This window comes from Massilia sp. S19_KUP03_FR1, assembly GCF_036688685.1.
Lineage (GTDB): Bacteria > Pseudomonadota > Gammaproteobacteria > Burkholderiales > Burkholderiaceae_D > JALYUM01.
The window spans coordinates 77,047-102,383 of record NZ_JAQQPS010000005.1 but is presented as its reverse complement, the minus strand read 5'-3'; the positions used below and the strand labels follow the sequence as shown (position 1 = coordinate 102,383).

The window sequence follows — 25,337 nt, the reverse complement described above, 5'->3', positions numbered from 1 at the left end:
GATGTTAAATATTTGCGGTCGATCCAAGGCGCCGGCCGGCACCGTCAATTAGATATCCGTGATCGTGCCGATCGGGATTGAAACGTCTGCGACGACATTCGCTCTGCCCTTGGCGGTATTGGCGATGTTCACGTAGCCTGACGTGCGAGCTCGATAGCATTTTTTGGATGCACACAAAAGCAGATCGCCCACCCGGACAGAAGGTTCGATCTGCGCCACTTTGCTGGCAACCGTTATGCGCATCCTCACGTCTTGCGCGCCACTCGTCCCGGCCTTGGTGAAGTTGGTGAGTTCGTGTACAAATCCTGGCACCTCAGCGGCCCATACGCCGGAAGCGAGGCAAAATAACAGGACGGACACGTCAAACAGGTTCAACATTTCTCCCCTCAATTTTCCATATCGTCACATCACGCCAGCGCCGCCAGCCGTAATAGCACCACGGTGCCCTGCCCATCCTCCCTGGTATCGAGCACCACGCTGGCGCCATGCTGGTCGGCGATTTCCTTGACGATCGCCAGGCCCAGCCCGTGCCCGCCCGGCGCAGCACCGGCGGGTCGGTAATACGGTATAAATAGTTTATTTCGTTCCTGTTCGGGAATCGGGATCCCGTCGTTGGCCACGCTCAGCACCACGTCGCCGTCCTGGCGCGCCAGCTCCACCTGGATGTCACCGCCCACCGCACCATGCACCGAAGCGTTGTCGATCAGGTTTTGCACCAGCCGCCGCAACTGTGACGGCTCGCCCCACACGTAGCAAGCCTGTTCAGCATCCAGGCCGATGCTCTGCCCGCGCTGCGCCAGCAGCGGCTCGCTGGTACCGATCACGTCGCAGCAGATGTCGTTGAGCGACAGGCGCTCCATATGATAGTCGTCACTGCGCGCGCTGATGCGGCCCAGCGCCAGCAATTGCTCGGCCAATTTGCTGGTGCGGCGGGCGCCGTCCAGCGCCGACGTCAAAGCGCTGGTGCGTTCTGCCTCGGTCTGCGAGCGCAGCGCGTTTTCCAGATGCAGCTGGAGCGCGGCGATCGGGGTCCGAATTTCGTGGGCGGCAGCGTTGATGAAGCGCTGCTCGCGCTCGAAGGCGGCCTTGATCCGGCCCAGCAGGTGGTTCAATTCGCGAATGATGGGCACCAGCTCGAACGGCGTGGCGGGCAGCGCGATGGGCGCCAGCGAATCGGGCTTGCGCGCGGCGATGCGCTTGGCCAGTTCCTCGATCGGGCGCAGGCCGCGCAGCAGGATGACATTGACGGCGCCCAGCAGCAGCAAGCTGCCGACGATCAGCGGCACCAGGATCGACATGCCAATATATCGGGCCAGCTCATCGCGCACCTCGTCCTTCTCGGCGGTGAGCACCCAGATCGAACCTGATCTCAAAGCAAACACCTGCCACAACGTGGCGCCGACCCGGTGCTGGCTGAAGCCCGGTTGCAGCGGCGCCAGCGCCACCACCGGGGCCGAGGCCGAGTGGGCCAGCAGAACCCCATCGTTGCGCCAGACCTGGAACGCCACCTTCGTTTCATAGCGGTGGCCAAAGGTTTCGGCCTCGTCGCCACTGGCCGTTTCCAGTTCGCGCGGCAGGGTGACCACGAGCGGATGCGTCAGCGTGGCGCTGGCCAGCGCTTGCGCCATCAGCGCCTCGAGCACGCGCGCGGAGGTGGCCAGGCGCGCGCTGAACAGCTCTGCCGATTCGTGGCGTGCCACCATGTTCGAGGCCACGCCGATGCCCGTAAAGATCAGCACCATGCACACCAGCGTGGCGGCCACCAGGCGTCGGCGGCCCGAATAGGTCGTCTCGCTCATGCGGCGATGTCGCCGAGGCGGTAGCCCACGCCGCGGATGGTCTTGACCACGTCGGCGCCCAGTTTCTTGCGCAGGTGGTGCACATGGACGTCGATGGTATTGCTCTCGGCGCCCTCGCCCCAGCCGTACAGCGACTCCTCGAGCTGGGCGCGGTTGAACACGCGCCGGGGGCTTTCGGCCAGCAGTTTGAGCAGCATGAATTCGAGCCGCTTGAGTTCCACCGGCACGTCGCCGATGGCGGCGTTCTGGCTGTCCAGGTCGAGTACCAGCGTGCCGAGCGCGATCCGGTTTACGGCGCGGCCGTTGCGGCGGCGAGAAATCACGCGCAGGCGCGCCAGCAGCTCGTCGAGCTCGAACGGTTTGACCAGGTAGTCGTCGGCGCCTAGATCGAGGCCCTGGACGCGGTCGCGCATGGCGTCGCGCGCCGATAAAATCAGGATCGGCAAGGCGTTGCCGCTGGCGCGCACCGCCTGCAGCACGGCGGTGCCGTCCAGCAGGGGCAGGCCCAGGTCGAGCACGGCCAGGTCGAATGCGTTGTCGCGCAGCGCCGCGATCGCCGCCGGGCCATCGGCCACATGTTCGACCGTGTAATGGGCGCGCCGCAGCGCGACCTGCAGGCCGCTGGCCAGCAATCCATCGTCTTCGATCAGCAATAACCTCACGTGGCGTACCTCCCCACGCAGCTTATCACTTCTTCCCGGCGCCGATTTTTTCGAGCAGCTGGGCGATTTCGCCGCGCCGGCCATCGTCGGCCACCTTGCGGCCCGCGCGGGGCGCCGCCTGCGCCGCGCGTCGCAGGTAGCGCTCGGCGTTGACGGCGTCGCCCTTGCGCAGCAGGTAGTCGCCGTAGAAGAAGTTTGCGTCGATGCCGTCCGGGTTGAGCGCCAGCCCCTTTTTGAGGTTTTCCTGGGCTTTGGCGTCGTCGCCAAAGCCGATCGGCCAGCCCGGCACCTGGTAGTACAAGGAACCGAGGCTGGTATAGCCCGCGCCCGACAGGGCTTCCGGATCGGTCGCGATGGCGCGCTCGAGACTGGTCTTGGCGTTCTTGACATACTTCAGTGCCCCCATGCCGCCCTTGGCGCCGGCATAAGTCGATTCGATGATCGCGTACCAGATCAGCACTTCTGCGCTGGCCTGGTTGCGCTGCGCGACCTGCTCGGCGTCGCCGCGCAGCCGTTCGAACTGGGCTTCCTGGCTGGTGACGGGGACCTGGTATTTGATCTGCGCCCAGCTTTGCTGCAGACGCGCCACGTCGTCGGTGGGTGCGGCCATTGCCGCGCCACAGGCCAGTGCCAGCGTTGCCGCCAGGCGGCGAATGAATGGTGTCATGTTTGTCTCCTTGATGAATGGGATGGAATCAGTGCGGCAGGTGCTTGCGGATCTGCACCAGCTGCTTGCGCAGGGCATTCTCGGGCAGGCCCGGCAACAGCTTGTTAAGCAGTACGAAAAAGCGCTCTTTGGTGCCGACGGTGTGTTGCGCCGCCGTGCCTGCCAGGAAGCGCATGAACGCCTCGGCCACGGCTTCGGGGGTATCCTCGGTCGTGCCCAGTTCGCGGTTCAGCGCGTCGACCGCGGCGCTGTTGATGGCGGTGCGCGTGGCGCGCGGCGAAAAATGGCGCACGGCGATGGTCGTGTCGGCCAATTCGCGCCGCAGCGACTGCGAAAAGCCGGCCAGGCCCGCCTTCGCGGCGCCGTAGGCTGCAAAGCCGGGAAAACCCAGCGAACCGAACACGGAGCCGATGTTGATCACCTGCGCGGCCGGGGCCAGTCCCAGCTGCGGCAGCAAGGCGCGCGTGAGCAGCATCGGCGCCACCAGGTTGGTGTCGATCAGCTGGCGGATCGCCATCGGATCCTGCGTCTCGAACGCGTGAAATGCACTCACGCCGGCATTGTTGACGAGCAGGTTGACGCCGCTGTCGCGCGCCGCCGCGGTAACGGCCAGCACGGTGCGCGGATCACACAGGTCGCCGCAGATCGTCTGGACCGGCGTGCCGGCCAGCTCACGCGCCAGCCCGACCAGCCGCTCCCGGTCGCGTCCCACAATGATCAACAGGTCGGACTGGGCCACCAGGCGGCGCGCAATGGCGGTGCCGATGCCGCCGGCGGCGCCGGTCAGGACGGCACGGTAGCGGGCCGTCACGACGCCGCCCGGAATAACTGCTCGCCTTGCGGCAGGCTGCGAAACACGTTGCCGTACAGGCCATACATGGTGCGCGCGACGTGGATCACGGACTGCTGGTCGCGCACGTCGTCGAGGCGGTTCACCAGGCGCTCGAAAAACGCCACGTGTTCCAGGTCGAGACTGCCATGCGAACTGAGGTAGCTAAATGCCGCGGGCGGCAGCGCCAGTGCGCTGCGCATGGTGTCGGCCGCATGGGTCGCCAGCGCGGTGCTGGTGCCTTCGAGCACATGCACCATGCCGAAAAAACCGACCGGGTTGGCGCGGTCGACCTGGTGGTAGGCATACGCCACCATCAGTTCGGTGCTGGCGTGCGCCTGCCCGTCGCGCACCAGCGCGGGGTCGCCGCCGCACGCCGCGATATCGGACAGGATCCATTCCTGGTGCCCGACTTCTTCGCCGATGTATTCGGCCACCGCCTCGCGCAGCCATTCATGGCGGCTGTCCAGCCGGCTGCCGCATCCCATCAGCAGGGGCACGGTGTGCTTGACGTGGTGATAGGCCTGGGTGAGGAAGGCGATGTACTGTGCCGTGACGACCTGGCCCTGTAGCGCGTCCTGGATGATGGGAATGGCAAACAAGTCCTGGCGCTCGGCTTCGGTGGCGTGTTGCAGCTGCTTGAAAAAAGTCATGGGAGGGATTCCTGTGGGTCGAAAAGGGCCGCGATGTGGGACGCGAAGTGGGTCTGGATCAGTGCGCGCCGCGGCCGGCCATTGGCGGTGGCCAGGCCATTGGCCGGGGTGAACGGCGCCACCGCCACCCAGCGCGCTATGCGGGCGTAGTCGGGCAAGGTCGCATTCGCGCGCGCCACCGCCGCGGCCAGCGTGGCTTCGTCGAGGCCGGCGCGGGCCGGGACGATCAGGGCGGCCAGATGCGCCTGCGCTTCGCCGACCACCATGGCCTGGGCTATCACGCCGGTGCCGGTGAGCGCCGATTCCGGCCATTCGGGCGACACATTGCGGCCGAAGCCGGTGATCAGCACGTCTTTCTTGCGCCCGTCGACGTACAGGAAACCGTCGGGATCGAGGTGGCCCAGGTCGCCGGTGGCCAGCACGCTGTCGTCCGACGGCTCCTGGCCCAGGTAGCGCACCACGGTGGCGCCGACCAGGATCTCGCCGTCCGGCGCGATGCGCACGGCGCGATTGGCTAGCGGGCGCCCGACGCTGCCGGCGCGCTCGGCGCCGGGCAGGTTCAGCGCCACCACCGAGGCGCATTCGGACAGGCCGTAGCCTTCGTACACCGGCAGGCCGCGCTCCCGTGCCGCCGCCAGCAGCGCGGGCGCCGTCTTGCCCCCGCCGACGGCGACAAAGCGCAGGCTGCGCAGACGCGCATCGTTCGGTGCGGCCGCGGCCACCAGCGCCTGCAGCATTTGCGGCACCAGGATGATGCTGTGGGGCGCGTAGCGGGCGATGGCGTCCATGCATACCTGCGGGTCGAAACCACTGGCGCCGGACAGGCCGGTTTCGCTCAGCGGCGGGCAAAACGTGGTCGCGCCCGACAGCAGCGCCGTATAAGGACCGGCGATGTTTTCCAGCAGGACGGCGAATGGCAACAGGCACAAATGGCGTTCCAGGCGTAGCGGCCCGAGAGCGCCGTGCAGCGCGCGCGCCAGGTCCCATTGTTGCGCCGTGCTCAGGCAGACGCCTTTTGGGGTGGCCGTCGTGCCGGAAGTGAAGGTGATCTTCTGGACGTCCTCGAGTGGCGCCGGCGCCGCTGCCTGTGCGCCGGCATACAGGCCGAGCAGGCCACCGCAGGCGATCGACGTGCGAAAGCCGAATAGCGCAGCCAGGCCCGGATCGGCGCAAAAGAGGGCCTGGGCGCCGCTCGCGTGCAGCACGTGGCGCCATTGTTCCGGCGTGAAGAAGAGCGGCAGCGGCACCAGCGCCACGCCCAGCGCCTGGGTGGCCAGGTCGACCACCAGCCACTCCGGATCGTTGTCGGCCAGGATGGCGACGGCGGCCCGGGGCGCCTGGCGCGCCTGCAGGGCGGCGACCACGCAAGCGACCCGCTGCGCCAGGGCGGCGCGGTCGAGCGTGCGCTGCCCGTTACTGAGCAGTACGGGATTGTCGGGCAAAGAGTCGAGCAAGTTTTTCATGTCCATATCGGATATCGCCAAACATGACGTGTGGCTGGGTGTCGTAATAAGAACCCCACTGGCGCCCGGCGCCAGGCAGGCGCGCGGGGTCGGCGGGGGCAAGGGCTTGCGGCCGTAGACTCAGCCGTCCAAACGAATTGAGCAGGCTGGCCGTGGCCGTGAATGCGACCTGCTGCAGGCCCATGCCGTGCAGCAGGTGCGTGGTAAGGACGATCAGTTCGCGCGCGGCGCCGGGGTGCCGGGCCGCCAGGTTGCCCACTTCGACGATCTGCGTACGCGTGACCGGCTGCGCCAGATGCTGGCCGATCGCCACTTCGAGCGGCGTGTCCAGGTAATGTTCGAGAAACAGCGGGCCGGCCTGCGCCAGCGAATAGCCGAGCGCGGCCGACCAGGCGCCGTCGTCGCCGCGGCAGCCGATCAGGACGTCGCAGAAATGGCTGATCTTCGCGCCATAGGTCGCCAGGAAGGCGTGTGCGATGAAATCCTCGATGCCGGCCCGGCCCGGATCACCCGCACGGAAGTGTTCAAGTTGCCCGGCGCAGGCGCGCGCGGGGCGTGCGGTCGATTCGGGAAGGGCGAGCTGCTGGGACATATTCTCTGCAGTGGTGAAGGCAATGAACCGAGCCTATCCAGCCAGCATTAACAGCAGATTAAACGCCTTGGAGATACGATTGCCGCAGCGACGGTTTTACGCCGTCGCGGCGCCACAGCCGGATTCACAGCCGGTCCACCTCGAACACCACGCTGTCATAGTGACCCGCCCCGTCGACCACCGAAATGGTATGCGGTCCGGCTGCCGTGAGTGAAAACGCCTGGCTCGCGGTGCGGCTGCCGTTTGCGGTCTGCTGCCCGTCGAGCAGCCAGTAATGCGTGCCGCTGCCGCCCACCGCGTCCAGCGTCACCACGATCTGTCCCTGTCCCGGTGCCGCTTTCAGGCGGCTGCCGTTTTTCAGACCCATCAGTTTGATGCTGCCCACGCTGCCGCCTTGCTGGCAGTCGGGCGACCAGGATGTCAGGCCGCGCTGCTGGCGCTGGGCGGCCGGCAGCCAGGCTTCCAGCAGCGACGGCCAGCGCGCCACCTCGCGTGCCTGCGCTGCCGGATTGCACGCGGGCGTGGTGCGCAAGCCGCTGACCGGATCGAACCACGCCGTCTCCAGCAGGCTGCGCGCGCGCAGGCGGTCCGGCAAGGTGGGGGGAATCGTGCCATTCAGGATCCACGCGCTGCGGCTGGCGTGGCAGTGCGCCGGCGCCGTGATGTTGGCAGCGCTGCCCAGCGGCCAGCAGATGGTCGCGCTGGTCACCTCCGCCGGCCGGCCGCGCGGCGCCGCCGCAGCGCGCGGCATGGCCAGCGCAATTTGCTGCAGCAGCGGCGCGGCGATGTTGGCGCCAAAGAAGCCGGGGTTGGGCGTGCCATCGGGCCGGCCGATCCACACGCCCATGGTGTACGGCCCGGCCACGCCCAGCGCCCACGCATCGCGAAAACCGTAGCTGGTGCCGGTCTTCCAGGCCAGGCGCACACCGCTGGTGTCGCTCTCGACGAACGGCTGATCCGGATGGCCGCCGCCTTCAAGGATGCTGCGGATGATGAACGCGGCACCGGCGCTCATCATGCGTGCTTCCCGTACCGGCGCATCGGGCGTGATGCGCGGCGTGCCGGCCATGCCGCCGGCGGCCAGCGAGCGGTACGCACCCACCAGTTCTTCCAGACTCGTGCCCGCGCCACCCAGGATGATGGAGAGATTGGGGCTGGCGTCTTTCGGCAAACGCAGGCGCAGGCCGGCGCTGGACAGGCGCGCTGCAAAACGGGCCGGCCCGATGCGTTCGAGCAGGTCGACGGCCGGCACGTTCAAGGAGCGTTGCAGCGCTTCCGAAACGCTCACCGGTCCCGAAAAACTGGCCTGGAAATTCCCGGGATCGTAGCCGCCGAACGACTGTGGCGTATCGGCCAGCAGGCTTTCGGAGTGGACGATGCCGTCGTCGAGCGCCATCGCATACAGAAACGGTTTCAATGTCGACCCAGGCGAACGGATCCCGCGCACCATGTCCACATGGCTGAAGCGGCGCGCATCCTGGAAGTCGGCGGAGCCGGCATACGCCAGGATCTCCATGCTTTTGCTGTCCATGACCAGCGCCGCCATCGACACGAAGCGCGGCAATTGCGCCACGCGGTCGCTCAGCATGCGTTCGAGCGTCACCTGCATGTCGCGATCCAGCGTCGAGCGCACGACGGTGGCGCCGTTTCCACGCGCCTGGTGCAGGCGCTCGGCCGCCAGCGGCGCCAGCCAGGCCAGGCGCGGCGGGTTGGCGCCCACCTGTTCGATCAGCGCGTCGTCGACCTCGGCCTGGCGCCAGTGGCCCAATTGCGCCATGCGGCGCAGGACTTTATCGCGCGCGTTTTGCGCCAGTGCCGGATGGCGGTCCGGGCGCAGCCGCGAAGGCGCCTGCGGCAGCACCACCAGCAACGCCGCTTCCGCCGCCGACAGCTGCCCGGCGCTTTTGCCCAGATAGCTGCGGCTGGCCATTTCCACGCCTTCGACAATGCCGCCCATCGGCGCGTGGTTCAAATACAGCGTCAAAATCTCGCGTTTCGACAGGCGCGCTTCGAGCTGCAGCGCGCGCGCCACCTGGCGCAGCTTGCCGCGCAGGCTGCGCGGGACCGGCTCGATCGCGCGCGCCACCTGCATGGTCAGCGTCGAGCCGCCCGACACGATGCGCCCGTTCACGCTCCACTGCCAGGCTGCGCGCAACATGGCGATCGGGTTGATCCCTGGGTGCCAGTAAAACCAGCGGTCTTCGTAGGTCAGTAACGCGTCCAGGTAGCGCGCCGACACCTTCCCGGTGGTGGTGGGGAAGCGCCACACGCCGTCCGAGTCCGGCCAGGCGCGCAGCGGCGAGCCGTCGCGCGCCACCACCATCAGGCCGGGACCATCACGCGGGATCGGCGGCGGGAACAGCTGGTCCAGCAGCAGCACGCCCGACAGCACCAGTGCCAGTGACGCGCGCCAGGGGTGACGCCGCACCCAGCCTGCTACTTTGCTATTTACTGGCACTACGCGGATCCACCACCGTCACGGGTGCCGGCGCCACCCCATACGCGCGCAGCTCGGGGCGGTACATGTCTTCGGCAAACGTGGCTGGTACCTGGAATTTACCCGGCGTGACCACGCGCAGCATGTAGAACAGTACCAACGGCTGCTTGTCCAGGCTGGCGGCGACGACGAAACGGTCGTCGCGGTATTCCTTGTGCTTGATGCGCGCGTCGTTCATCGCCTCTTCCAGGTTCACGCCCTCGACCTTGAACTCCTTCGCTTCCGGCCCTTTCGACAGGTTGAGGTTTTCCACTTCCAGTCCGGCCGGAATATGGTCGACCACCATGCCGTTTTCGATCGGCTCCTTCGATGTCGCTTTCACGCGCACCAGGATCATGTCGCCCACTTTCAACGGGCCGGCTTTCCACGGCGTGCCGTCCTTGTTGAACCACTGGCGTTCGAGCGCGATTTTTTCCAGGTTGGCCACCGGCGCCTTGAGCGGGAAGCCGCTGGCCTCAATCTCAATCCATAGCGGCTGCGTCCCGGTGTTGTCGACCTTGATGCCTTGCGCGGCCAGCGCCGGATCGAGCACGCGCACCTCGTTGTTTTTCGACTCCATCAACTTCGCATCCTTGCCGACGTTCAGGACCGCCTTCCACGGCTCGCTGGCACTGCCGCCGGCGGCACGCGCGGCCAGGAACAGGGCGATGCGTTCCTGGGTCGAATAGTAATAACGCGGCTTGGAGAGCCGATCGGCCAGGTCCAGCAGCATGGTTTCGCGGCGCGGATGCTCGATCTTGTGGCGCACCAGCAGCGCATACGCCATGGCCTGGTCGCGCACGCCGCTGCCGTAGTCGCCCAGATATTCCCACTCCCAGTCGCTGCGCAAGCCATACGGCTTTTTCATCGCTTCGTCGATCGCCTCAGCGCTGCGCTTGGCGTCGCCCATCAGCGCCAGCGCAACGCCCAGCTGCACCAACGGCAGCGGCGAGCGTGCGCGGTTGCGGTATTTGTCGTGCAGCAGGCGCAGCGACGCCAGCGACGCCTTTTGTTCGCGCGCCAGCATGTAGCCGATGTGGGACAGCTCGGCGAAATGCTGGTGGCCTTTGCGCGCCGCGTCGTAGCTGGCGAAGAAATCGCGCCAGTCGACCAGGCCGGCCGCATTTGCCGTCGGCAGCGCGGGCAGCGCCGGGAACTGGTTCGGCGCGTCGTTGAGGCGCTCGACCATCCAGGTCTGCGCCCGCTTGGTCATCTCTTCCGGCACGTTGAAACCGGCCTCGCGCGCGTCGAGCAGGAAGCTGGTGACGTAGGGCGTGAGCCAGTTTTCGTAGGCGCCATCGTCGCCGCGCCACAATCTGAAACCGCCGGCTGAACCCTGCATGCCGGCGATGCGGCTGATTGCGCCTTCGATGAAGCGGGCGCGCTGCTCGCGCGTGCGCGGCTCCAGGCCCACGGCCCGTGCGCCTGCCTCGTCGATGAACACGTGCGGGTAGGCCGCACTGGTGGTTTGCTCGAGGCAGCCGTACGGATAGTCGAGCAACCCTTTGACGATGCTGCGCACATTCAGTGGTGGCTTGTTCGACAGCGTGACGTTCAGCGTCGCCGAACCAAGGTGGAAGCGCTCGACCATTTTCGCGTCGAGCGTGGCGCTGGCGCCCGGTTCGATGCGGATGCGGCGCGCATCGCGCTCGCGCGGCACCGGCGGCTGGACCTGGAGCGCAAATTCGCGGTGGATCACCACCGGTTTCGCGCCGCCCGTGCGCACGTCGAGCGTGATACGGGATAAACCGTATGGTTCAGTCGCTTCGACATTGAAACGCAGAATGCTGCGCTGACGCGGCGCCAGTTTTAGTGTGCGCGCGCCGTCCGGCAGTTTCAACAGCTTGTCGGTGCCCAGCTTGATCGACACTTCCTGTTCCGTCTTCATCATATTCGTCACGTCCAGCGCCACGGCGGCGCTGTCGCCCGGCCCGATAAAGCGCGGCATCGCAATTTCCGCCACGATGGGCGCCGAAACCAGCATTTCGCGGTCGGCCTTGCCGTAGGCGTCGTCGCTGGCGGCCACCACCATCAGGCGCAGGTTGCCATTGAAATCGGGAATGTCGAGGGCGATGTTGGCTTCGCCCTTGGCGTCGAGCTGCACGGGGCCGGAGAACAGGTCGACCAGTTTCACCTTTTTCGGCATGCTTTTTGTGTCGCGCTTGCCGGCGTCGCCGCCCCATTTCAGCGTACCCACGGTGCCGTCCATCCGTTCGATCAGCTTGCCGTAGATATCAGTCAGTTCCGGCCCGAAGCGGTGTTTGCCGAAGAAGAAATCGAAAGGATCGGGCGTGGCGAAACTGGTGATGTTCAGGATACCCACGTCGACCGCGGACAAGGTCACCATCACTTTTTTGCCGCCCGCGTTGTCGACCTTGATCTTCGCGACCGTGCGTTTTTCCGGCTCCACCTGCGCCGGCGCCGTCACGCTGACTTTTAGTTGACGCGTTTGCCTTGCCATCGGCAGCCAGGCCATGCCCACCGCGCGCGCAGGCGTGACGCGGTCGCCCTGGCTGCCGGGGCGGAACACCACCGTCGAGATATACATGTCGGAACGGTTCCAGGTCTTGTCGATCGGGATGGTCACGCTGGTGCCGCCGGTCGACACGCTCACGCGCTTGCTCCATAACACCTTGTCCGCTTCGACCAGGACCAGCGCTTCGCCGTCGTGCGGCGGATTGATTTTCAGGGTCACCTCGCCGCCGGCCGTGGCGGGCGCGCCTTCAAGCTGCAGGCGCACGCGGTCGGGCCGGTTGCCCACGCTTTCCGCATCCTGCGCATTCCAGCCCGCATAAAAACGGTAGCGCGTGATGATCTTGGTGTCCGGGTCGGTGATCTCGAGGCGGTAGGTACCGTAGGCGACCGGCAGCGTCAATTTCGTGCGTGCCTTCAGTTCGACCGCGCCCGACTGCACAATTTCCGCATCTTCCGAGTAGCCCGAATGCCAGCCGCGCTCGGCGTCGTAGCGCCAGTAGTATTCGCGGTCCTCGCGCACCAGCGAGAATTGGGCCTGCTTGAGGGGCGCGAAGACACCGGCCGGCGTCACGCGTATGAGTTCAAATTCGGCCATGCTGCCTTCGCGCGCCACGTCGCGCTCGAAGGCGGGCCGCACCGCGATCATGGCCGCCGCCGGCCACCAGATCCGCTCGATCGAGCGCACCACCGGGCGGCCACCCGATTCGAGCAGGCTCAGGGCCGCGCGCACGCGCATGGGCGACGTCGCCATGGTGTCGAACGGGACATCGATGCTGGCCTTGCCGGCCTCGTCGAGCGCGGTCTCTGGCAGCTCGGCGCGCTTTTTGGCAGTGCTGTCGTCGGCGTAGTCGCCGAAGATAAAGCCCGGCCACGCTTTCGGTAACGGATTGCGGGCGCGCTCCTGTGACGCACTGCCGAGCAGGCGGTTGCCGGCTGCCGGCGCACCGTACAGGTAGTCGCCCTGGACGGCGATGGAGAAGGCGTCGTCTTTGGCCAGCGGCTTGTCGTCGGTGGTGAGCGTGAGCTTCATCCGTTCGGGGAGGAATTCCTCGACCTGGAAGCTGACGATGGCGTCGGCTCGTTTGGCACTTGGGTCGGCGCGCAATTCCATGCTCCAGCGGCCGGTGTCCGCGTCGAGCGGCAGGCTGATGGTTTGCTGCAGGTAGCCAGGCCGCTTCGCATCCGGTTGCCAGACGCTGGAACTGACCACGTCGCCGCTCGGCTTTTTCAGTTCGGCCTTGACCGGCATGGGCGGCAAGGGCTGGCCGTCAGGACCGCGCACAAGCACCGACAAGGTGAACTTTTCGCCAGGGCGGTACAGGTCTCGCCCGGACCAGGCGAACAGTTTCACGTCGCGCGGCAGGTGGCCGCCGATGTCGAATTCGGCCAGGTCCAGGCCCGGCTCCTGCAGCGCGATGATCGACGTCTCTTTGCCGCGCCAGGCCAGCAGCAAGCGCGCGGCGTCGGGCAGGCCGGTCAGCGCGGCGTGTCCGTCGCTGTCGGTCTTACCCTTCATGAGCACCTTGCCGGCCGCGCCGACCACGTCGATGTCGATGCCGCCGAGCGCCTTGCCGCTGCCCAGGCTGGTGGTGAAAACGTCGGTAAATTTGGCCTGGCGGCGCGCGTGCAGGCCGATGTCGCTGACATAGAAATACGTCACCTGGTATTGCTCGTCGAAATGGCCGGGGCGGCGCATGACGGCCACGTAGATGCCCGGCTCTTTCAGTTCGGCGATCTTTTCCACCGGCAGGAAGCTGGTTTTGCGGCTGTCGGCGACGGCGCTGGTGAGGAAGCGGTTGGCGTAGACGCTGGTGCTCATGTTCTTCAGGGCGTTCAGCTGGTACGGATAGGTCTGCCCTTTGAGCTTGTTGCGGCTGCCATCATAGTAGTCCTCGCCCTCGTCGTTGTCATCGCTATCGGTGTTGCGGCGCTTGCCGGTGACGAAATCGACGAAGGCCGGCAGCTTCTCGGGTGCGACGCGCAGGAACTCCACGTCCACTTCCGGAATATTAATGGTGACAACCGGGAGGCCGCCATTCAGTCCGGCCGGCAGCACGGTGCCCTTGCTGGCAAAAAAATACGACGGCGTCATCGCATCGCTTTTCACCTCGCAGGTATGCGCCTGCGGCAGCGTGCGCCCGCCCGACGCCGCCGCCAGCGCGGCGCCCACATTGATGCTGTACGCATGCCCGGGTTTCACGAACGGAAACAGCAGCTGGCGCGGATTGCTACCCACGATCCAGCCGCCGGCCACGGGTTTCTCGGCCGGCGCCGCCTTGACCGGGTCCTTGTCATCCGGGATGCCCTGGTCGCGCACGACGATCAGTTTGTCGAGCGCCTGGCTGGCATCGACGCTGTCGGTGAACATCAGCGCCAGGGCCGGCCGGTCGTCGTGCAGTTTGCTGGTGCAACTGCTGATGGCAAACACGCTGCTGGCGGCGGGCAGGATGGCCGCGCCGGTGGGGGCGCGTTCATCGCGCGTCTTCTTCATCTTCCAGGTTGCAGCACCGGCGACGGCGAGGGTGACGATGGTCAGGGCAATGACAGCTTTTTTGGCAAAGGGGGACATGGCGGTTCCGTTGGGGGACAGATTGCTTCAATGTAACCGAGCCGGTATGTTTTAAATTGGAAATATTGCAGAAGTTATTAGGGTGTGGTGGCAATCTGACGCCTTCTCCACCCATTTCACATGGGCGCAACATTTCGCGCTGCGCTGCTGCACTTCGCGCCCGCTCCAAGACGCTTCGTCCGAAACCTCGATGGACGCACGCGGCGTGCAGCAAGATAGGACATCGCACCTTCGCGATGCACTTCAGGGAGGAACCACCATGCAGTCCTTTTTTCGATGTGGAATCGTTGCCGTGCTGGCCAGTGCCAGCCTCGCGCAGGCCGCCGATCTGACCGTCGAGGTCGCCGGCCTGAAGAGCGCCAAAGGCAAGGTACTGGTCGCCGTGTTTCAGCGCAGCGAGGACTTTCTGACCCTGCCCATGCGCACGGCGACGGTGGATGCGCAACCCGGCAAGGTGCAACTGACCCTTGCCAGCATGCTGCCCGGCGACTATGCGCTGAGCCTGTTCCAGGATGAGAACGGCAACGGCAAGCTGGACCGCAACCCGGTCGGCATGCCGATCGAGCCGTACGGCTTCAGCAACGATGCGGCCGGCAGCTTCGGGCCGCCGACCTTCCAGCAGTCGCTCACGCACCTGGCTGCGGCAGGCAATACGGTCACGGTGAACCTGCGATGAGCGCGCATTCCTCACAACGGCGCGCGGTGCTGCGCGACCTGGCGGCGGCTGGCGCACTGCTGGCATTACCGGGCTGGGCGCGCGCCGACGCGACCCGTGACGCCTGGCTGGCGCAACTGCCGTCTCACCCCCGTTTGGCGGCACTGCGCACCTGCGCCGATGACAGCCTGAGCGGCACGGCCAGCATGTCCGGTCGCTGGCCTGCGGAACTGCGCGGCACGTTTTATCGCAACGGCCCGGCCCGCTTCGACCGCGGCGCCGAGCGCTATCAGCACTGGTTCGATGGCGACGGCATGGTGCATGCGTGGCGCATCGAGGCGGGCCGGGTACGCCACGCGGCGGGTTTTGTGCGCACCAACAAATATGTGGAAGAGTCGGCCGCCGGCCAGTTTTTGTATCCGGCATTCGGCACCGACATCCGCCGCCGCCCGGTGGGCAACAACGACACGGTCAATACCGCCAACACCAATGCCGTGGTCCATGCGGGCAAGCTGTACGCGTTGTGGGAAGCCGGCTCGGCAACCGAGCTCGACCCTGCCAGCCTGGCCACCCGGGGGATCAAGGCCTGGCGCGACGATCTCGCGGCCGTGCCGTTTTCCGCGCATCCGAAGAGTACGCCAGACGGCCGCATGTGGAATTTCGGCGTGATTCCCGGGGCGAACAAGCTGGTATTGTGGCGCATCGAAGCCGACGGCAGCCTGGGCAAATTCGGCATGCTCGACGTGCCCCAGCTGCCGATGGTGCACGATTTCGTCGTCACGGCGCGCTTCCTGGTGTTCCTGGTGCCGCCCTTCGACATGCACCCTGCGCCGCACGCGCCCTATCTGGAAACCCATGTCTGGAACGGCAGCCGGCCGATGCGCGCGCTGGTGATCGACCGGGCCGATTTCACGCTGCGCCGCATCGTGGAGATGCCTGCAGGAATGGTGTTTCACCTGGGTAATGGCTGGGATGACGGCGACACGGTGCGCTTCGACGCTTGCATCGCGCCGGACGACAGTCCCCTGCGCGCGCTCGGTGGCGCCATGCGCGGCGCGCTGTCGTACGAGACCAGCACCGACACGACACTGGTCACACTCGATTTGATCAAGGACGCCGCCCGCACCGACGTGCTGCTGCGCGGGACCGAGTTTCCGCGCGTTGCCGCCGCCGATGTCGCGCGCCGCTACCGTCAATTGTTTGTCACCACCCGCACCAGCACCACGGAATTCGGCATGACTGGTGTCGCCAGCATCGACGTGGAGAACGGACAGGTCGACCGCTTCGACTATGGCCCGGACTGGATGGTGGAGGAGCACATCCCGGTGCGTAAAGCATCCGGGCGCGGCCAGTGGCTGGTGGGTGTCGCCTGTGACCTGCGCACGCAACAGACCGTGCTGGCCGCCTTCGACGGCGCGCACCTGGCGCACGGGCTGGTCGCGCAGGCACGCCTGCCGTATGCGGCGCCGCTTTGCTTTCACGGCAACTTCCTGGCGGCGTGACGGTATCGTACAAGTCAGTCCGAATAGTGGAAGCGGCAGGCCACCACGTCAACTCCACCGGTATCGACGGCGCGAGCGATGCCATCAGGCGGCTGGCGTTTTTCGGCGAGCCGAGCAGGTACAGCGTTTCTTCGATGCTGTTGAAATCCGCCAGCGACAGCATGACGACGGCTTCGCCGCTTTGCCGCGTGATCACTATGGGGCTGTGATCGGTGCAGACATCGTCCATCACCGTTTTCAAACTGGCGCGTGCCTCGCTAAAAGTCAAAATGTTCATGGCAGCCTTGGTTAATTGATTGAAGCAAAGGCCGGCAAAATACATTTGCACAAATATATAATTCCATGATTGTGATACCATTTAGAAAGATCGCATCCTGATCTGCCTGCGAACTGCCTCATCCTGAGCGTTCGCTTGCCGTTTCCCGCGGCATCGCAAGGCCTCCTCGCCTCAGGCTCCTCCCACCGGAGCTGCACTCGGCACGCACCCTGCGTGTTCTTCTGACCCCTGTTGGGGTCGCCAACTCCGCGTTCACGAACGCGACGATTTTTTTGCAGGTGTAATGTGACATCCCAAAACTTGAGCACGCCCCTGGCGTCACCACGTCTTTCCCCTTCCGCGCCCTCTGCGCTGGACCATCTCTGCGCCCGCCTCGGCATTCCGCGCCCCCTGTTCTGGGGCTTCGTCGGCCTCCTGATTTTCATGATCGGCGACGGCGTCGAACTCGGTTATCTGGCGCCCTATCTCGGCCAGAACAACATCGCCGCAAGTGATATTGCCGTGCTGTTTACGGTGTACGGCGTGACGGTGGCGATCGGCTCCTGGTGCGCTGGCGCGCTGTCAAATATCTGGGGGCCGCGCCGCGTGATGTGGCTCGGCGCCGCCATCTGGGTGGTATTCGAAATCCTGTTCCTGAGCCTGGGCGTGGGCCAGTTGAGTTATCCGATGATGATCGTCGGCTATGCGCTGCGCGGCTTCGGTTACCCCTTGTTTGCTTACGGTTTCCTGGTCTGGATCGTGGCCGCCACGCCGGCGCGCAAACTGGGTGTCGCGATGGGCTGGTTCTGGGTCGCGTATGCGGCCGGCCTGCCGACGCTCGGCGCGCTGGTTGCCAGTGTGACGGTACCGCTGATCGGCGCGCTGGCCACCTTCTGGTTGTCGCTAGTGCTGGTCATCGTGGGTGCCCTGCTGGCGCTGCTGTGCGTGCACGATGCGGCCGGTTCGACGCGCCTGGCGCCGGTTGGCGAAAAGCCGCTGACCTCGCTCATCGGCAGCATTGCCATTTTGTGGACCGAACCGAAAACCTCCCTGGGCGCCGTGGTGCGCACGATTAACACGGCGTCGATGTTCGGCTTTTTTGTGATCCTGCCCGGTTTTTTCATGGACGTCGTCGGTTTTACACTGGAGCAGTGGCTGCGCCTGGTGACCGTCATCTTTGTCAGCAATATCGCCGGCAACCTGATCTCGAGCCGCCTGGCCAACCGCCTGGGCCTGCGCAATACCGTCATCTGGATGGGCGCCGTCGGCAGCGCCATCTCGACGCCGCTGTTCTTCTACGTACCGCAGCTGTTCCCTGGCGATTTTGCGGTGGCCTGCGCGATGGGTGCGCTGTACGGCATGACGCTGGGCGGCTTCGTGCCCCTGTCGGCGCTGATGCCGTTGCTGGTGCCGAAGAACCGCGCCGCCGCCGTGTCGGTACTGAGCCTGGGCGCCGGCGCGTCGACCTGGGTGGGTCCGGCCATCGTTGCCATCTTTAGCGCTAGCCTGGGCCTGGCTGGCATCATCTGGATCTTCGCCGGCCTGTATGCACTCAGTGCGGCGCTGATGATTCCGCTGCGCGATCCGCCAGAACTGAAGGGCAAGGCGATGCCAGCGCCAGCGCATGGAGCCAGCGTCGCGCGCGCATGAACAGCATCAAGAAATTTTATTGCAGGATTCACTATTAATTCATATTAATAAACCAAATAAATCATATATTTAATACATATAATATATATTATTAATACTATTTTATTAAAATTTCGGGACCCTCGCCGGCGCGGCGCGAGTTGCGGGCGCCGCTGCCAGCACCACTGCGCCCGGGGCCTGCTGCGTTTCTGACAGCTTTGTCATCTGGCCGTCATCCTGGCGTACCAAGCCGCTCGCTAGAGTGGAAGTGCTTCTTCCAGATGGCAGAAGCCAACGCTTCACTTCCGAGGAATCCACCATGCAAACCACCTTCGCCCCGCTTCTACTGGCCGGCCTGCTCGCCAGCGACGGCGCGTTCGCGCTCACTGCCGCCGACCAGTACGGCAGCCCCGCCGGCGCGCAGTTCACGCAGCGCACAATCGTCATCGACAGCCAAACGCGCTACCTGAATGTCATTCACGGCGAGACCGTCACCATTCGCAGCGGCAACGGCAGCATCAATTGGTACTTCGACGGCATCGGTGTCACGTTCGACCTGGCGAAGATTATGCCGGCCGCCGCCACTGGGCAAATGGTGCGGGTTTATGTTGAACCGGGACCGCTCAACTAGACCGCTGCCACGGCCGGATTCGTTACCGCAACGGTGGCCGGAGACGCCCTTGCCACGACAGTCCTGCACAGTAAATAGTGTAAGGTGGCATTGAAATCGTCCGTGGAGAGCATGATGCGCATTCTGGTTGTCGAAGACGAGTCCAAGGCGGCCGACTACCTCCAGCAAGGGCTGGCCGAATCGGGCTATGTCGTCGACGTGGCCAGGAATGGCACCGACGGCCTGCACCTGGCGCTGGAACGGTCGTACGACGCCATCGTGCTCGACGTCATGATGCCGGGCCTGGATGGCTGGCAGGTGCTGCAACAGCTGCGCGCGCACGACGATGTGCCGGTGCTGTTCCTCACCGCGCGTGGCGAGCTGGAAGACCGGCTCAAGGGCCTGGATCTGGGCGCCGACGATTACCTGGTCAAACCATTCTCATTTGCCGAACTGCTGGCGCGCCTGCGCACGCTGCTGCGGCGCGGGCCGGTGCGCGCGGACCAGAACCTGGCGCTGGGCGACCTGCGCATCGACGTCCTGAAACGGCGCGTGACACGCGCAACCACCCGCATCACGCTGACCAACAAGGAATTCACGCTGCTGCAGTATTTCGTCACGCACCAGGGCGAAGTGCTGTCGCGGTCCCTGATCGCGTCGATGGTGTGGGACATGAATTTCGACAGCGACACGAATGTCGTCGACGTGGCCGTGCGCCGCCTGCGCCAGAAGATCGACGACCCCTTTCCGGGCGCGCGCCTGATCCACACGGTGCGCGGGGTCGGCTACCGCTGCGAGGTAGAAGATTGAAGCCGTCGTCGCTGACCACGCGCCTGGCGTGCCTGTTCGCGCTGCTGTGCATGACGGTGCTGGGCGTGGCCGGCATGATGCTGTACCGCGGCCTGGAAACCCAGTTGACGCTGCGCGACGATGCCGCACTGGTGACGCGGGTCAAACAGATCCGCGCGCTGCTGCAGGACCAGAACACGCTGCAGCTGCTGCACGACAGGCCGCGCCTGTTTGAAAACATGATGGCCAACCGGGAAGTGCTGCTGGTGCTGCGCTTCCCCGGCGAGCAGCCGCTCATCGACATCAACCCGGGCGGCATTGCGGTGCCGGACCTGGTGCCGGTGGCATCCGACGTAGCCGTCAGCCTGACGGCGGTCCAGCGCTCGATCGATGCGCACGGCACGCCCTTTTCCGCGCTGGCGGCGAACCTGCGCACGGGCCAGGCGGGGCGTGAGTTGCGCATCACGGCCGGGCGCCTGATGGGCGAGCGCACCCGCATTCTCGACAATTACCGCCAGCAGGTCGTCTGGATGGCGCTGGGCGGCAGCGTGCTGGCCGCGGCAGTGGCGTTTATCCTGGTGCGGCGCGGCATGCGGCCACTGGGGGCGCTGGCCGCGCACGCCGCCAGCATCGGCATCGACAACCTCGGCGCCCGCCTCGATGCCGCGCGCGCACCACGCGAACTGGCGCCGCTGGTCGCAGCGTTGAACGCCATGCTGGAACGGCTGGCCGGCGGCTTTTCCAGGCTCAGCCAGGTCACCGAGGATATGGCGCACGACCTGCGCACGCCCATTGGCACCCTGCTCGGCCAGACCGAAGTCGCGCTCGGCCAGGCACGCAGCGCCGATTATTATCACGCGCTCCTGGTATCGAACCAGGAAGAGCTGCAGCGGCTCTCGCGCATGACCGCCAACATGCTGTTTCTGGCCCGCGCCGACCACGCTGACACGATGATCGAACCGGCCCGGCTCGATATCGCTGCCGAATTTGCCCGCGTGGCCGACTATTTTGAGGGGTTGGCCGAGGAGCGCGGTCTGCGCATCGAGATTGCATGCGCCGGCCAGGTATGGGCCGATCCGATGCTGCTGCGCCGCGCAATGGCCAACCTGCTGGCCAATGCCGTGCACTACGCCGACGCGCCATCGACCATCGTGTTGTCGAGCCGGGCGGACGCTGACGGTGTGACCCTGGCCGTGGAAAATGCCGGCCCGCCCATCGCGCCACACCAGCTGGCGCGCCTGTTCGACCGCTTTTATCGGGCCGATGCAGCCCGGCGCGATTCGTCGCAGTCGAGCGGGCTGGGGCTGGCCATCGTGCGCACCATCATGGCGCTGCACGACGGCAGCGCGCAGGCCGCATCTTCAGACGGTATCAACCGTTTTAGCTTGCATTTTCGGATGTAACGACAACCGCGCTGCGCTTCGACGTGCGCGTTCGGTCACATGTCGTCGAAGCGACGCGCGAAACGCAGTCCGACCCGCGTTCCCGGCGCGCAGCCGGCAATGTCCAGCGTTGCACCCAGCTGTTCCGCGCGCTGGCGCATGCTGACCAGTCCCAGCCCGCTGCGGGTGAGCGGCGCGGCGGGGATGCCGCAGCCGTCGTCGACCACATCGATCCAGATTGCCTCGGCGTCGACGTGCGCGCGAAAACGCACTGCGCTGGCGTGCGCATGCTTGACGATATTCGTGAACGTTTCCTGTAGCAGGCGCAGCAGGTGCAGGCGGGCCGCGTCGCCCGGCAGGAAATCGGCCGGCAGCGCGCTGGCTTGCCAGTCGAGCGTGATACCCTGCGCCGCCAGCACCGGGGCAATGCTGCCGCGCAGCGATTCGAGCAGGGTCGAAACGGGGTCGTCGTCGGACCGGCCGGCATGGCTCAGCGGGTCGCGCACTTCCTGCGCCTTCGATGCAGCAACGCTGGCGGCGATCTGTGCGGCCTGCTGCGCCACCGTCATGCGTAGCACCTTGGCGGCATTCATTTCCCTGCGGGTCAGCGCGACCAGCCGCTCGACCAGCAAGGCGCCGAATGCCAGCGACAGCAGCGGCATGGTCATGATCGAGAGCGAGGCATTGCTGAATGGGACGATGCCCATCCAGCGCAGCAAGTCCAGCACGCTCGATACCAAGATGACGCCGATGGCCACCACCAGCAGCGCCGCCGAGAGCGAGGGCCGGCGCAAGGCATGGCGTACCAGCAGCATGAGAAAGTACGGCATACTCAGCAGCAGGAACACGGCGACGCTGGTCAGCCAGCGCGACCAGTATTGCGCCGGCAGCAGCAGCAGGACGGCGATTGCCGTGCCATATGCCAACAGCATGAGTCGCTCCAGGCGCGGGCGCGCGCTCTTGCTGAAACGCAGGCAGAACATGAGCATCGGGACGGCGAAGGCGGTGCGGGTGGCGAAAAAGAGCAGTGTCCAGGTTTGTTCCGGCAAGCTGGCGCCGACGCCGCGCGCAACGGCCAGCTGGGTCACCCACAGCAGCGCCATCGCGGCAAAGCAGGCGGCGCTGACGTCGCGCAGCAGCAGCGCCACGGCCAGCCCCGCCAGGCCCATCACCGCAATCAGGAAGCCCGAGCCCAGAATGCGCTGTTCGCGCGTTTCGCTCAGCGCGGCGCAGGCACGCCGGACCAGCGGACCGTCGCCGAACCAGATTTCGGACAGGCCGGGCGCGAGCGCCGGCATGGCGCGCAGGCGCAGGTCGAGCCGGTGCGTGCCAAGCGCCAGTTCGGGTGGCAAGCCGATGTATTGCGGCCGGCTCCAGTCATGCATACCGTGTACGCCGGCGGCGCTGGCCACCAGTTGCTTGCCATCGAGCCAGACCGATGCACTGGACGACCAGCGTGGCACGCAGACACCCGCCGCCGGCGTGCCGGGCACCACCGCAGGCAATGACAGTGACATGCTGTACCAGCTGATGCTGGCGCGGGCCTGGTCTTTGGGCAGATGGTGCGGCAGCACCACGCTCACGCCGCGTGCCTCCATCACGGCGGCGGGCAGGGGGCTGAGCGAGGGTGCATCGGCCGACTCGGTGCCCAGGTCGAGCCAGCGCGCGCTGCGCAGCACCACATAATTTCCCGGTACGCCCTCGGCATAGTCACGCGGGCTGGTGTTGCTGTTGACTTCGAACAGCGCGGCACAGGCGAACACCGTCAGCGCCACCAGGCCGAGCATCAAGCTGAAATTGCGCGGCCAGCGGGGCCAGTTGTCTCGCACACCCATTCCGGCCCTGTCGATAGGAGTTGATATTTCAGTATTGCAATTTCTGACTATGCCACAGAAAGTCACACGCATGCAGTCGCTCGGAGACGATTTCGTATCCCCTGTGACGGAAAACCGTTACTGGAATTGCAATAAAAGACAATTGTTGCCGAATTCCACGTAGATACTGACAGTGAAATCGCTGTTGCTACGTAAATTTCGCAAAAAATCACGCAGCGCGCGACAGAAGTGTTGCAATTGTCGCGACCGCGCGACGACAGCTGCCATGCAAGCCGGTTCGGATGAGACGGAGAGTTGGTCGTAGCCGGACCGGCGGGCGCCGGTCATTCTGGTGCTCTAACCGGGACTGTCGCCGTTAATCCCCTGTGGCGAGGTTGTCATGCACGCGCGCCAGCAAGGCCAGCAATTGCGCCCGTTCGGTCTCGTCGATACCCGTCAACGCCGCCGCTGCCAGGCGCGCACCGTCCTGGCGCAATTCCGCATGAACCGCGCTGCCGGCCTCGCTCAGGCGCAAGTGCGTGCTCCTGCGATCTTCGGGCGCCGTCACCGCATCCAGCAAACCTTTGTCGCGCAGGCCACCGATCAGGCGCGCCAGCTGTGCCTTGTCGCGGCCGGAATGGGCCGCCAGGTCACGCTGGGTGGCGCCGGGATGCCGTCCAAAATAGCCCAGCACCTTGTTTTCCATATGCGTCAGCGGCAGCGCCCCGGCCTGGCCGACGCGCATCTGGCGCGCGCGGAACAAATGCATGATGGCGTGGATCGCCTCGAACACGTCAGCGCCCGATTCGCCAGGATTTTGGTTGACTTTATCAACTTGTTTTTTCATAATAGGTGACATTATCAACTAATAAGGTGCAACATGGAACAGCCACAACGCAAACTCGTGCAACGCGTGCGTCACGAACTACGTCTGCGCGAGCTGGTGGTCGACAGCGTTACGCCGGTTGGCGATCACTTCGTCAGCATTACCTTTGGCGGTGCGGAGCTGGCGGACTTCGTCTCGCTCGGCTTCGACGACCACGTCAAGTTCATACTCGACGACGCTGCCGGCGAACCGCTGCGGCGCGACTATACGCCGCGCCGTTACGATGCGCAATCGCGCCAGCTGACGATCGAATTCGCTCTCCACGGCGAAGGCGCCGCTTCCGACTGGGCGCGCCAGGCTGCGCCAGGACAGTGCGCGACCATCGGCGGCCCCAAGGGATCGATGATCGTGCCGCCAGACTTCGACTGGCATTTGCTGGTGGCCGACGCCACCGGCCTGCCGGCCATCCGGCGCCGCCTGGAAGAACTGCCGGCCGGCACGCGCGCCATTGTCGTCGTCCAGGTTGGCGCCAGCGACCGCATCCTGCCGGCCACGCAGGCCCGGCTTGAGGTGCATTGGGCCGACCACGCCGACGCGCTGGTGGCGTCGGTTCGAGCGCTCACTGTGCCTGCCGGCGAGGGCTATGCCTGGGGTGGTGGTGAAGCGGCCATGATGCGCCGGGTGCGCGATGTGCTGGTCGCCGAGAAGGGATTGCCGAAAGAAGCGATGCGCATTTCGGCCTACTGGAAGCAGGGCGCGGCCGATTTTCATGAAGATCTGGGATGAGCGGGGATCAGCGCTGAGCGGCTGCGCTGGCAGCGTTCGGCAATCTGCGGCATGATTGCCCATCGCTGTTTTCAACGGACACTATTTTGATGCCTCTCGCCCGCCGCTTTTTTGCCCTGGCCGCCGTCTCGACCTTCTTCGCCTGCTGTTCCGCCCATGCCGCCATCCCGGTCTACGGTTTCATGGTCAAGCACACCTATCCGCACGACCCGCAAGCTTTTACGCAAGGCCTGTTTTTCAAGGATGGCTATCTGTTCGAGAGCACCGGGTTGAACGGCAAATCCTGGTTGCGCAAGGTCGAGCTCAACACCGGCAAGGTGCTGCAGCAGAAAGACCTGCCGAAAGATATTTTTGGCGAAGGTGCCACGCTGGTCGGTGACGAGATCGTCAGCCTGACCTGGACCGCCAGGTATGGTTTCGTGTTCGACGCCAAAACGTTCACGCTCAAGCGCAAGTTCAGCTACGACAGCGAGGGTTGGGGACTGGCCAGCGATGCCCAGTCGGTCTACATGAGCGACGGCTCGCCCACGATCCATATCCTCGATCCCAAAACACTGAAGGAACAGCGCCGCATCCAGGTCACGGCCGACGGCAAGCCGGTAGCCGAGCTGAACGAACTCGAAATGGTGGAGGGGGAGTTGTTCGCCAACGTCTGGGGCACCGACGTCATCGCGCGCATCGACCCGGCCAGCGGTAAGGTGGTCGGCTGGATCAACCTGGCCGGTCTGCTGCCGCTGGAAAAACGCGGCACCACGTCGCCGGATGCGGTACTCAACGGCATTGCTTATGACGCCAAAACCAAGCGTTTATTCGTCACGGGTAAGCTGTGGCCGAAGATGTTCGAAATCGAGCTGGTGCAGTTACAAAATAGATAATGTTGCGTATCAGGCAGCGGTAGAATAG

General features: G+C 65.4%; 20 protein-coding genes and 1 pseudogene. 8 read left to right on the top strand and 13 right to left on the bottom strand.

What is annotated here, in order from left to right:
* Positions 1–48: 48 nt before the first annotated feature.
* The 10 genes from V6M87_RS06975 to V6M87_RS06930 all read right to left on the bottom strand — a co-directional run bounded on the left by V6M87_RS06975 (position 49) and on the right by V6M87_RS06930 (position 14,185).
* Positions 49–378 carry a hypothetical protein gene (locus V6M87_RS06975; protein ID WP_332875875.1) on the bottom strand — a complete coding sequence of 110 codons (330 nt, stop codon included), beginning with the start codon at positions 376–378 and terminating at the stop codon, positions 49–51.
* Between the two features lie 29 nt (positions 379–407).
* Complete coding sequence (locus V6M87_RS06970; protein WP_332875874.1) at positions 408–1,799, bottom strand: sensor histidine kinase; 1,392 nt, start codon at positions 1,797–1,799, stop codon at positions 408–410.
* A complete protein-coding gene (locus V6M87_RS06965) occupies positions 1,796–2,461 on the bottom strand; it encodes a response regulator transcription factor (RefSeq protein ID WP_332875873.1) in 666 nt (221 codons plus the stop codon). Before V6M87_RS06965 ends, V6M87_RS06970 begins: the two co-directional genes overlap by 4 nt.
* 25 nt (positions 2,462–2,486) lie before the next feature.
* A complete protein-coding gene (locus V6M87_RS06960; protein WP_332875872.1) occupies positions 2,487–3,128 on the bottom strand; it encodes a hypothetical protein in 642 nt (213 codons plus the stop codon).
* Between the two features lie 28 nt (positions 3,129–3,156).
* Complete coding sequence (locus V6M87_RS06955) at positions 3,157–3,939, bottom strand: SDR family oxidoreductase (RefSeq protein ID WP_332875871.1); 783 nt, start codon at positions 3,937–3,939, stop codon at positions 3,157–3,159.
* Positions 3,936–4,610 (bottom strand): TenA family transcriptional regulator, encoded by a 675-nt coding sequence (locus V6M87_RS06950; RefSeq protein ID WP_332875870.1) that lies wholly within the window; start codon positions 4,608–4,610, stop codon positions 3,936–3,938. Before V6M87_RS06950 ends, V6M87_RS06955 begins: the two co-directional genes overlap by 4 nt.
* Positions 4,607–6,073: an AMP-binding protein gene (locus V6M87_RS06945; protein WP_332875869.1), complete on the bottom strand. Its 1,467-nt coding sequence runs from the start codon at positions 6,071–6,073 to the stop codon at positions 4,607–4,609. The genes V6M87_RS06950 and V6M87_RS06945 overlap by 4 nt, the downstream gene beginning before the upstream one ends.
* Entirely contained in the window at positions 6,024–6,665 is a 642-nt protein-coding gene (locus V6M87_RS06940) for a thermostable hemolysin (RefSeq protein ID WP_332875868.1), read from the bottom strand. The genes V6M87_RS06945 and V6M87_RS06940 overlap by 50 nt, the downstream gene beginning before the upstream one ends.
* Positions 6,666–6,789: 124 nt before the next feature.
* Positions 6,790–9,093 (bottom strand): penicillin-binding protein 1C, encoded by a 2,304-nt coding sequence (gene pbpC, locus V6M87_RS06935; protein WP_332875867.1) that lies wholly within the window; start codon positions 9,091–9,093, stop codon positions 6,790–6,792.
* A gap of 16 nt (positions 9,094–9,109) precedes the next feature.
* Complete coding sequence (locus tag V6M87_RS06930; protein ID WP_332875866.1) at positions 9,110–14,185, bottom strand: alpha-2-macroglobulin family protein; 5,076 nt, start codon at positions 14,183–14,185, stop codon at positions 9,110–9,112.
* A gap of 259 nt (positions 14,186–14,444) precedes the next feature.
* Between V6M87_RS06930 and V6M87_RS06925 the strand changes: the two genes are divergently transcribed.
* Together V6M87_RS06925 and V6M87_RS06920 are read left to right on the top strand one after the other, a co-directional pair.
* Positions 14,445–14,861 carry a DUF2141 domain-containing protein gene (locus V6M87_RS06925; RefSeq protein WP_332875865.1) on the top strand — a complete coding sequence of 139 codons (417 nt, stop codon included), beginning with the start codon at positions 14,445–14,447 and terminating at the stop codon, positions 14,859–14,861.
* The gene (locus V6M87_RS06920; RefSeq protein WP_332875864.1) at positions 14,858–16,342 is read left to right on the top strand and encodes a carotenoid oxygenase family protein; all 1,485 of its coding nucleotides are present in this window, start codon (positions 14,858–14,860) and stop codon (positions 16,340–16,342) included. Before V6M87_RS06925 ends, V6M87_RS06920 begins: the two co-directional genes overlap by 4 nt.
* 130 nt (positions 16,343–16,472) lie before the next feature.
* Here the strand turns inward: V6M87_RS06920 and V6M87_RS27230 are convergent.
* Positions 16,473–16,571, bottom strand: a pseudogene (locus tag V6M87_RS27230) (type II toxin-antitoxin system Phd/YefM family antitoxin); the annotation flags it as partial.
* Positions 16,572–16,904: 333 nt separating this feature from the next.
* Here V6M87_RS27230 and V6M87_RS06910 point away from each other — a divergent pair.
* The 4 genes from V6M87_RS06910 to V6M87_RS06895 all read left to right on the top strand — a co-directional run bounded on the left by V6M87_RS06910 (position 16,905) and on the right by V6M87_RS06895 (position 21,029).
* On the top strand, positions 16,905–18,248 hold the full coding sequence (locus V6M87_RS06910; protein WP_332875863.1) for an MFS transporter: 1,344 nt from the start codon (positions 16,905–16,907) through the stop codon (positions 18,246–18,248).
* Positions 18,249–18,546: 298 nt separating this feature from the next.
* A complete protein-coding gene (locus V6M87_RS06905; protein WP_332875862.1) occupies positions 18,547–18,858 on the top strand; it encodes a CzcE family metal-binding protein in 312 nt (103 codons plus the stop codon).
* Between the two features lie 114 nt (positions 18,859–18,972).
* A complete protein-coding gene (locus V6M87_RS06900; RefSeq protein WP_332876068.1) occupies positions 18,973–19,647 on the top strand; it encodes a heavy metal response regulator transcription factor in 675 nt (224 codons plus the stop codon).
* Positions 19,644–21,029, top strand: coding sequence for a heavy metal sensor histidine kinase (locus V6M87_RS06895; protein ID WP_332875861.1), 1,386 nt, complete (start codon positions 19,644–19,646; stop codon positions 21,027–21,029). Before V6M87_RS06900 ends, V6M87_RS06895 begins: the two co-directional genes overlap by 4 nt.
* A gap of 35 nt (positions 21,030–21,064) precedes the next feature.
* Here V6M87_RS06895 and V6M87_RS06890 read toward each other — a convergent pair whose 3' ends face one another.
* Both V6M87_RS06890 and V6M87_RS06885 read right to left on the bottom strand, forming a co-directional pair.
* The gene (locus tag V6M87_RS06890) at positions 21,065–22,837 is read right to left on the bottom strand and encodes a sensor histidine kinase (RefSeq protein ID WP_332875860.1); all 1,773 of its coding nucleotides are present in this window, start codon (positions 22,835–22,837) and stop codon (positions 21,065–21,067) included.
* Between the two features lie 361 nt (positions 22,838–23,198).
* A complete protein-coding gene (locus V6M87_RS06885) occupies positions 23,199–23,669 on the bottom strand; it encodes a MarR family winged helix-turn-helix transcriptional regulator (RefSeq protein WP_332875859.1) in 471 nt (156 codons plus the stop codon).
* A gap of 33 nt (positions 23,670–23,702) precedes the next feature.
* Between V6M87_RS06885 and V6M87_RS06880 the strand changes: the two genes are divergently transcribed.
* Together V6M87_RS06880 and V6M87_RS06875 are read left to right on the top strand one after the other, a co-directional pair.
* Entirely contained in the window at positions 23,703–24,434 is a 732-nt protein-coding gene (locus V6M87_RS06880) for a siderophore-interacting protein (RefSeq protein WP_332875858.1), read from the top strand.
* A gap of 89 nt (positions 24,435–24,523) precedes the next feature.
* The gene (locus tag V6M87_RS06875; protein WP_332875857.1) at positions 24,524–25,309 is read left to right on the top strand and encodes a glutaminyl-peptide cyclotransferase; all 786 of its coding nucleotides are present in this window, start codon (positions 24,524–24,526) and stop codon (positions 25,307–25,309) included.
* The last annotated feature ends 28 nt before the right edge of the window (positions 25,310–25,337 follow it).